The sequence below is a fragment of the Amycolatopsis kentuckyensis genome (assembly GCF_002155975.1).
In the GTDB taxonomy this organism is placed as follows: Bacteria; Actinomycetota; Actinomycetes; order Mycobacteriales; family Pseudonocardiaceae; genus Amycolatopsis; species Amycolatopsis kentuckyensis.
Genome location: NZ_MUMI01000631.1, coordinates 1 through 7,860 on the forward strand (window position 1 = coordinate 1; position 7,860 = coordinate 7,860).

Annotated in this window: 10 protein-coding genes; 6 read left to right on the forward strand and 4 right to left on the reverse strand. The window is 72.6% G+C overall.

Going from position 1 to position 7,860, the window contains the following annotated elements; all coding sequences use genetic code 11:
- Positions 1 to 87: 87 nt before the first annotated feature.
- Entirely contained in the window at positions 88 to 543 is a 456-nt protein-coding gene (locus CCN39_RS44150; RefSeq protein WP_086852719.1) for a PTS sugar transporter subunit IIA, read from the reverse strand.
- Complete coding sequence (locus CCN39_RS44155; RefSeq protein WP_167455364.1) at positions 540 to 779, reverse strand: PTS sugar transporter subunit IIB; 240 nt, start codon at positions 777 to 779, stop codon at positions 540 to 542. Before CCN39_RS44155 ends, CCN39_RS44150 begins: the two co-directional genes overlap by 4 nt.
- A 243-nt stretch (positions 780 to 1,022) precedes the next feature.
- Between CCN39_RS44155 and CCN39_RS44160 the strand changes: the two genes are divergently transcribed.
- The 5 genes from CCN39_RS44160 (at position 1,023) to CCN39_RS44180 (ending at position 5,401) form a co-directional block, all read left to right on the forward strand.
- Positions 1,023 to 1,811: a GntR family transcriptional regulator gene (locus CCN39_RS44160; protein ID WP_086852722.1), complete on the forward strand. Its 789-nt coding sequence runs from the start codon at positions 1,023 to 1,025 to the stop codon at positions 1,809 to 1,811.
- The gene (locus tag CCN39_RS44165; protein ID WP_086852724.1) at positions 1,808 to 3,043 is read left to right on the forward strand and encodes a PTS transporter subunit EIIC; all 1,236 of its coding nucleotides are present in this window, start codon (positions 1,808 to 1,810) and stop codon (positions 3,041 to 3,043) included. Before CCN39_RS44160 ends, CCN39_RS44165 begins: the two co-directional genes overlap by 4 nt.
- A gap of 38 nt (positions 3,044 to 3,081) precedes the next feature.
- Positions 3,082 to 3,348, forward strand: a complete 267-nt coding sequence (locus CCN39_RS44170) for an HPr family phosphocarrier protein (protein WP_086852726.1) — start codon at positions 3,082 to 3,084, stop codon at positions 3,346 to 3,348.
- A gap of 80 nt (positions 3,349 to 3,428) precedes the next feature.
- Positions 3,429 to 4,244, forward strand: coding sequence for a serine hydrolase domain-containing protein (locus CCN39_RS44175; RefSeq protein WP_086852727.1), 816 nt, complete (start codon positions 3,429 to 3,431; stop codon positions 4,242 to 4,244).
- Between the two features lie 128 nt (positions 4,245 to 4,372).
- Positions 4,373 to 5,401: an alpha/beta hydrolase gene (locus CCN39_RS44180; protein WP_244211293.1), complete on the forward strand. Its 1,029-nt coding sequence runs from the start codon at positions 4,373 to 4,375 to the stop codon at positions 5,399 to 5,401.
- Here CCN39_RS44180 and CCN39_RS44185 read toward each other — a convergent pair.
- Complete coding sequence (locus CCN39_RS44185) at positions 5,362 to 6,297, reverse strand: D-2-hydroxyacid dehydrogenase family protein (protein ID WP_086852732.1); 936 nt, start codon at positions 6,295 to 6,297, stop codon at positions 5,362 to 5,364. The genes CCN39_RS44180 and CCN39_RS44185 overlap by 40 nt on opposite strands.
- A 20-nt stretch (positions 6,298 to 6,317) precedes the next feature.
- Positions 6,318 to 6,857: a helix-turn-helix domain-containing protein gene (locus tag CCN39_RS44190; RefSeq protein WP_086852729.1), complete on the reverse strand. Its 540-nt coding sequence runs from the start codon at positions 6,855 to 6,857 to the stop codon at positions 6,318 to 6,320.
- A 58-nt stretch (positions 6,858 to 6,915) separates the two neighbouring features.
- Between CCN39_RS44190 and CCN39_RS44195 the strand changes: the two genes are divergently transcribed.
- On the forward strand, positions 6,916 to 7,860 hold a 945-nt coding region (locus CCN39_RS44195; protein ID WP_086852730.1), incomplete at its 3' end, for an alpha/beta hydrolase.

Genomic DNA, 7,860 nt, shown 5'->3' on the forward strand with positions numbered 1-7,860 from the left:
GCGAACGGGCCCTTGTGGACGATGGTCCACAAGGGCCCGTTCGCGTGCTTTCCGGGGGCCCGGTCGTCGCCGCGTGACAGAAGCGGCTCAGGCGTCCCAGGCGAACAGCCGGTCGCCGGCGGCCACCTCGCGCTCGGTGTCCAAACCGGACAAAACCTCCGCCGAGGCGTCCAGCGCGACGACCGGGACGATCGCCGAGTAACCCGCCGCGGTCACCGCCTCCGGGTCCCAGCTGACGACCGGCTGACCGGCCCGCACCTGCTCGCCCTTGACGACGTGCAGCGTGAAGCCCTCGCCCTTCTCCTTGACCGTGTCGATCCCGAGGTGGACCAGCACGGCCTTGCCGTCCTCGGTCGCGATGACGTACGCGTGCGGGTGCAGCGTCGCCACCGTGCCGTCCACCGGCGCGACCGCGTCCGAGCGGCCGCCCGACGGCTGGACCGCGATGCCCGGACCCACCATGGCCTGCGCGAACACCGGGTCGGGGACCTCGGTGATCGGCACCACGCGCCCGGCGACCGGGCTGAGGATGTCGAACGTCACAGCAGGTCCTCGATGTCGCTGGCGATGGTGTCCGCCTCCGGCCCGACGATCACCTGCAGGGCCGTCGACCCCATCTTGACCACGCCCATCGCGCCGGCCTTCTTGAGCGCGCCCTCGTCGACGAGGCTCATGTCCTCGACCTCGCAGCGCAGCCGCGTGATGCAGCCCTCGACCTCGGTGAGATTGCCCGCGCCGCCGAGTGCCGCGAGGATCTTTTCGGGCCTGTCATCCGCCATCGCGGTCTCCTTGATCACTGTTTGTTCCCAACCTGACGCGAACCGCGTGTCCACCTGTACTACGCCGTTCGCCCGCTTGCACCCCGCCGTGGGCCACGAACGGATAACGGTGGTTGACACCCGTCCGCGCGGCGGAGCATCCTGCCCCATCAGATCATTGGTCTAGACCGGAACGTACCAATGTTCCGGGCCGGACGCGAGCACCGGTCCCCCGGTGAAGCGAGAACGAGGAGGGTGACGCCGATGAGCGCGGCAGCGCACGTCCCGCCACCCGACCGGGTCGTCAACGGGCCCACGCCCAAGCACGCCCAGCTGCGGGAAATCCTCCGCCGCACGGTGGAGCGCGAGCTCCCGCCGGGTGCGCCGATCCCGTCGGAACGCGAGCTGGCCCAGCGCTACGGCGTGTCGCGGCTCACGGTCCGGTCGGCGATCGGCAAGCTGGTCGAGGAGGGCCTGCTCGCCCGGGTCCGCGGCAAGGGCACGTTCACCGCGGCCCGGCGGATGGAGCTGCAGCTCTACCTGATGTCGTTCACCGACGACATGCGGAGGCGGGGGCTGACCCCGACGACCGAGGTGGTCTCGGCGGCCACCGAGGTGCCGCCCACCGCCTCGGCGCACGCCCTCGGCCTGGCCGAGGGCGCGTCCGCGCACCACCTGGTGCGGTTGCGCCACGCCGACGGCGTGCCCCTGGCCGTCGAGCGCGGCTGGTACCACGCGGGCCGGGCTCCCGGCCTGCTCGGGCTCGACCTGACCCAGTCCATTTACGCGCAGCTGGCCGAGACGTACGGTGTGCGTCCCGACCAGGCGTGGCAGACGGTCTGGGCCGAAGGCGCGGACCGCGAGACGGCCCGGTTGCTCGGCATGCGTGCCGGCAGCCCCCTGCTCGTGTTCCGGCGGGTCTCCAGCGCAGGCGGCGACCCCATCGAAGACATCACGTCCTGGTACCGGGGAGATCACTACCAGGTGACCATGCAGTTGGACCGGAACACCCCGGAACCCGGTCAACCACCCCACTATGGAGGATCCAGATGAGCTCCACCACCGCGGAGGGGGCGAAGAAGAGCGGCAGCGGTCTCGCCGGTCTTCAGCGCTTCGGCCGTAGCCTCATGCTCCCGATCGCCGTGCTCCCGGCGGCGGGCATCCTGCTCCGGTTCGGCCAGGACGACATGCTCGGCAAGGACGGCCTCGGCTGGAACAAGGTCGCTTCGGTGCTGGGCGCCGCGGGCGGCACGCTGTTCAACTGGCTGCCGCTGCTGTTCGCGGTCGGCATCGCGGTCGGCTTCGCCAAGAAGGGCGACGGCTCCACCGCCGTCGCGGCGGTCGTCGGCTTCTTCGTGTTCAGTTCCGTCGTCCAGGTGTTCGCCCCGCTCAAGGACCTGCCGAAGTACACGGCCGGGGTGACCGAGCTCCAGCCGATCAAGTGGCCGTACTCGGTGCTCGCCGGTGTCGTGGTCGGCATCGTGGCGGCGTTGCTGTGGCAGAAGTACCACCGCATCAAGCTGCCCGCCTACCTGGCGTTCTTCGGCGGCCGCCGGTTCGTCCCGATCATCACCGCGGGCGTCATGGTGATCCTCGGCGTGCTCTTCGGCCTGGTCTTCCACTGGGTCAACAGCGGCATCGAGGCCGCCGGTGACGCGGTCACCGCCTCGCCGATCGTCGGTGGCGGCATCTACGGCGCGCTGAACCGCCTGCTCATCCCGGTCGGTCTGCACCAGCTGCTGAACGTCCCCGTCTGGTTCATCTTCGACGGCGGCGACATCAACAACTTCGTCGCGGGCAAGATGTCGGCGGGCGCCTTCACCACGGGCTTCTTCCCGATCTTCATGTTCGCGCTGCCGGCGGCCGCACTGGCCATCTGGCAGACGGCCCGCCCGGCACAGAAGAAGGTCGTCGGCGGTGTGATGATCGCCGGGGCGCTGACCTCGTTCCTCACCGGTGTCACCGAGCCGATCGAGTTCTCGTTCATGTTCGTCGCGTGGCCGCTGTACCTGTTCCACGCGATCATGACCGGCACCTCGCTGGCGATCTGCAACGCGCTGGGCATCCACCAGAGCTTCAACTTCTCGGCCGGCGCGATCGACTACCTGCTCAACTTCGGTGCCCCGGCGGCGCAGAAGCCGTGGCTGCTGATCCCGATCGGCCTCGTCTACGCGGTCATCTACTACGTGGTCTTCCGCTTCGCGATCACGAAGTTCAACCTGCGCACGCCGGGCCGCGAGGACGACTCGATCGAGTCGGACCTCGAGCGCACCGCCGCCGCGTAACATCAACACCGACGTAAACCAGTAGGGAGAGGACGAACATGCCGGAGAAACGCGTCGCCGTGGCCAGCAAGGTGGGCCTGCACGCCCGGCCGGCCGCGCTGGTGGCGAAGGCGGCCGCGGCGCAGCCCGTCGCGGTGCAGATCGCCAAGGCCGGCGGGGACCCGGTGGCCGCCGGCAGCGTGCTCAACCTGATGACGCTGGGCGCCGGCTACGGCGACGAGGTCGTCATCAGCGCCGAGGGCGAGGGCGCCGAGGAGGCCGTGGAAGCGGTCGCCCAGCTCGTCGCCACCGACCTCGACGCCTGAGTAACCCCACGCGAAGGCCCCCGTACCGGCTCCCCGACAGCCGGTGCGGGGGCCTTCGCGGCGTTTCGTAGGCTGGCCCCATGGAGAGCGTGCGCCTGATCGACGAGTGGCCGGTGGACAACGCCGCGACGGCCGTGGTGGCGGCCGATGGAAGCGTCGTGGGCAGTCATGGCGATCAGGCGCGGAAGTTCCGGCTGGCCTCGGTCTCCAAGCCGCTGACCGCCTACGCCGCGCTCATCGCGATCGAGGAAGGCGTCGTCGAGCTCGACACGCCGGCCGGCCCCGAGGGCTCGACCGTGCGGCACCTGCTGGCCCACACCTCCGGGCTCGCGTTCGACGCACACAAGGCGATGGCCGCGCCCGGCACCCGGCGGCTCTACTCCAACGCCGGGTTCGAGCAGCTGGCCGACGCGCTGGCCGAGCACTCCGGCATTCCCTTCGCGCAGTACCAGGCCGAAGCGCTGTTCGCCCCGCTCGGCATGACGTCGACGGCGCTCGAGGGCTCCCCCGCGGCCGGTGCGGTGTCCACTGTGGACGACCTGGTGGCGTTCGCCGCCGAACTGCAGGCCCCCAAGCTGCTGGACCCGGCCACCGTGGCCGAAGCGACGAACGTCGTGTTCCCCGGCCTTTCCGGTGTGCTGCCCGGTTTCGGGCACCAGAAGCCCAACGACTGGGGCCTCGGCTTCGAGATCCGCGACCACAAGAGCCCGCACTGGACCGGCGCGCACAGCTCGCCGCGGACGTTCGGCCACTTCGGCCAGTCGGGCACGTTCCTCTGGGTCGACCCTTCCGCCGGCGCGGCCTGCGTCGCGCTGACCGACCGCGCGTTCGGCCCCTGGGCCGCCGAAGCCTGGCCGCGCTACACCGACGCCGTCCTGGCGGAACTGGGCGCGTGAAACGGGCTTTCTCGCCGCCCTCCTGCTGCTCGCCGCCTGCAGCGCGCCCCAGGCCGCACCCGCACCGGCCCCCGCCCCGGAAACGCTGGGCGCCCTGCCACGGGCCGTTCCAGTGCGCGGCCGCGGCCGTGCCGCTGAGCTACCGCGAGCCGGAGGGCGCCACGGTCACGCTGCCGGTGATCCGGCTGCCGGCGGGTGACCCGGGGCGGCGGCTCGGCTCGCTGTTCTTCGACTTCGGCGGCCCGGGCACGGACGGCGTCGGCGAGCTGACCCGGTTCGCCGCCCGCTACCCGCCGGAGCTGCGGGCCCGGTTCGACCTGGTGAGCTTCGACCCGCGCGGGATCGGCGGGTCGGCGCCGATCAGCTGTCCCGGCGCGGACCACCTCCCGCCGATCGGGTCCCCGGTCAGGCAGCCGGACGCGTGCTTCGCCGCGAGCGCGGCGACGGGCAGGGCCTGCGCCGCCTCGGGAGCCCTGCTGAGCCACCTCTCGACGGCGAACGCGGCCCGCGACCTGGACCTCCTGCGGCAGACCGTCGGGAAGCCGGGCCGGGAGCGGCGGCCGGTGACGTGCGGGCCGATGTCGCCGGCGCAGCCGGTGGACGTGCGGGCCGATGTCGTCGGCGCGCAGCAGCAGGAGCTGGACCGGTTCTCCGCGGGCGACCCGAAGCGGAAGTTCGCCGGCGTCTTCGCCCACGCCTCCCGCGGCCCGGGCGTGGCCTCCCTGGTGAAGACGATCACCAGCGCGCTCCACCAGTCCGGCCGGCGGAAGCGGCTGGCCCAGACCCTGGCCGCGATGCCGGCGGCCCCGGGCCGCGTGCTCGTCGTGGACGGCTACGGCCGCACGTCGCTGGACGCCCCGAGCGCCTGCGCGTCGGCGGCCGTCGTGCGGTACCTGACGGACCTGGCCGGCCCCGGCGGCGGGGACGACCTGCGCCCCGGACGCCGCTCCCTCTCCCTGAGGGAAATTCGCGGACCGGACGTGATGCCCAACGACCCGGCCGGGACAGGGCCCAAAGACCCTGCCGCCCGCCGGGCGCGGGTGGTGTCATCGAAGGGTGCAGGCCCGCCGCTGGGCCGGTGCGGGGACCTCGGGCCCCGGCGGGCCGCACACCTTCTTCACTCCGTCATGACGCGGATCGGTTCCCCCTCCTGGTAGGCCGCGATGTCCTCGACCGCGTCGCCGTAGAAGATCTCGTAGACCTCCCGCGTGACGAAGCCGATGTGCGGCGTCAGGACCGCGTTGTCGAGTGTCCTCAGTGGATGGTCGGCGGGGAACGGCTCGGTGTCGTACACGTCCAGTGCGGCGGCGCGGATCTCCTTGCGCCGCAACGCGTCCACCAGTGCCGCCTCGTCGACGATCGGGCCGCGCGAGGTGTTCACCAGCAACGCCGTCGGCTTCATCGCGGCGAGTTCGGCCGCCCCGACCAGGCCGCGGGTCCGCTCGCCGAGCACCAGGTGGATCGACAGCACGTCCGAGCGCGCGAACAGCTCGTCCTTGGACACCGCGGTGACGCCGTGCGGGTCCGCCTTCTCCTGCGTCAGGTTCTGGCTCCAGGCGATGGTCTCCATCCCGAAGACCTGCCCGATCTTCGCCGCGCCCGCACCGAGCCTGCCGAGGCCGAGCAGGCCGAGCGTCTTGCCGTGCAGCATGGTGCCGACCGACGTCTGCCAGCCGCCCTCGCGCATCGACCGGAACTCCTGCGGCAGGTTCCGCGAAGCGGCGAGGATCAGCGCCCAGGTGTGCTCGGCGGTCGGCTCCCCGATGTAGCCGGTGGCAGACACGACGACGCCGTTGCGCCGCGCGGCCGCCACGTCGATGGCCGCGTTCCGCTTGCCCGTGCTGACCAGCAGCTTCAGGTCGGGGAGGGCGTCGAGCACCTCGGCCGGGAACCGGGTGCGCTCGCGCATCGCGACGACGCACTCGAAGCCCTGCAGCTGCTTGACGACGTCGGTCAGGGGTTCGGTGAAGACCGTGATGTCGGCCTGCAGCGAGTCCCAGTCACCGAAGGTGAGGGCGACGTCCTGGTAGTCGTCGAGAATCGCGATCCGCATGGCCTCACCGTAGTAGGTGCTCAACCGGCCGCGGGTGGCTCACTGGGGAAGAGGATCGGGCTGAGCAGGTACCGCGTGCGATCGGGGGTGGCCGGGTTGGCCAGCCGCGGGAGGATCGCGGCCCGCAGTTCGCCGACGAGGGCCACGAGCTCGTCCCGGCTCAGCCAGACCGCGTGCTGCCGGTAGCCGACCGGGTCGGCCGACGGGTCGGCGTCGTCGCGGTCGAGGTAGGCGTTGAACTCGGCGACCAGGGCGGCGAGGGCCACGGCGAACCCGCGCCGGTGGTCCTCGGCCGACATCGACGCGGCCTCGCCGGGGTCGATGGACGCCCGGTCCCGGTGCAGCCGGTAGTGGCGCTCGACCGCGCCGCGGACCCGGCGTTCGTCGGCCACCTCCAGGACCCCGCCGGCGGCGAGCAGGTCGACGTGCCGGTAGAGCATGGCTTTCGAGACGTCCGGCAGCAGGGCGCCGAGCTGGGCGGTGGTGAGCGTCCGCTCGCCACGCAGGGCGTGCACGATCCGCAGCCGCACCGGGTGCCCCAGGAGTTCCAAGGTGTCCACTGCCTAATGTTCTCATGTCGTGATACCGTTCGCAAAACATGAGAACGTTGGGGGTCGGATGACGAGGGACACGGATCCGGCGGCGGTCGCGCGGGCGGTCGTCGACCAGACGGCCGCGGGACGGTTCGCGGAGGTCGAGGCGCGGTTCGCGCCGCGGCTGCGGGCGGCGGCGTCGGCCGGGACGCTCCGGGTCGGCTGGGAGACGGAGATCGCCAAGACCGGGCCGGTCCGGGCGGTCGGCACCCCGGTGAGCGAGCCGCCCGCGGCGGGGCTGGTCCGGGTGAGCGTCCCGGTGGCCTGTGCGCGCGGGGGTCTCACGGTGGTGATGTCGGTCGACGACACCGGCCTGCTGCACGGCCTGCGCCTCGCACCGCCGTCCGGCACGCCCTGGGAGCCCCCGGCCTACGCCGAGCCGGACCGGTTCACCGAGCACGAGGTCACCGTCGGCGCCGGCCCGCTCGCGGTGCCCGGCACGATCACCGTTCCCCGGGGACGGGGGCCGTGGCCGGGGCTGGTGCTGCTCGCCTCGGGGCCGGCCGACCGCGACCTGACGACCGGGCCCAACAAGCCGTTCAAGGACCTGGCGTGGGGGCTGGCCTCCCGCGGGGTCGCGGTGGCCCGGTTCGACAAGGTGACCCACGTCCACCCGGAGACCGGCTCCGCCCCCGGCTTCACGATGGTCGACGAGTACGTGCCGCACGCGGTCGCCGCCGTTCGCCTGCTGCAGGAGCGGCGGCGGGTGGACCCGGCGCGGGTGTTCGTCCTGGGCCTCAGCGGTGGCGGCAAGGCGGCTCCCCGGGTCGCGGCCGCCGAGCCGTCGGTCGCGGGCCTGGTCAGCCTGGCCGGGGACACGCTGCCGCTGCCCCGGGCGGCCGTCCGGGTCGCCCGCTACCTGGCCGAACTGGACCCGGGCCCGGCCACCACGGCGGCCGCCGAGTCGGTCGCACGGCAGGCCGCGCTGGTCGAGAGCGCCGACCTGTCCCCCGCGACCCCGGCCGCGGAC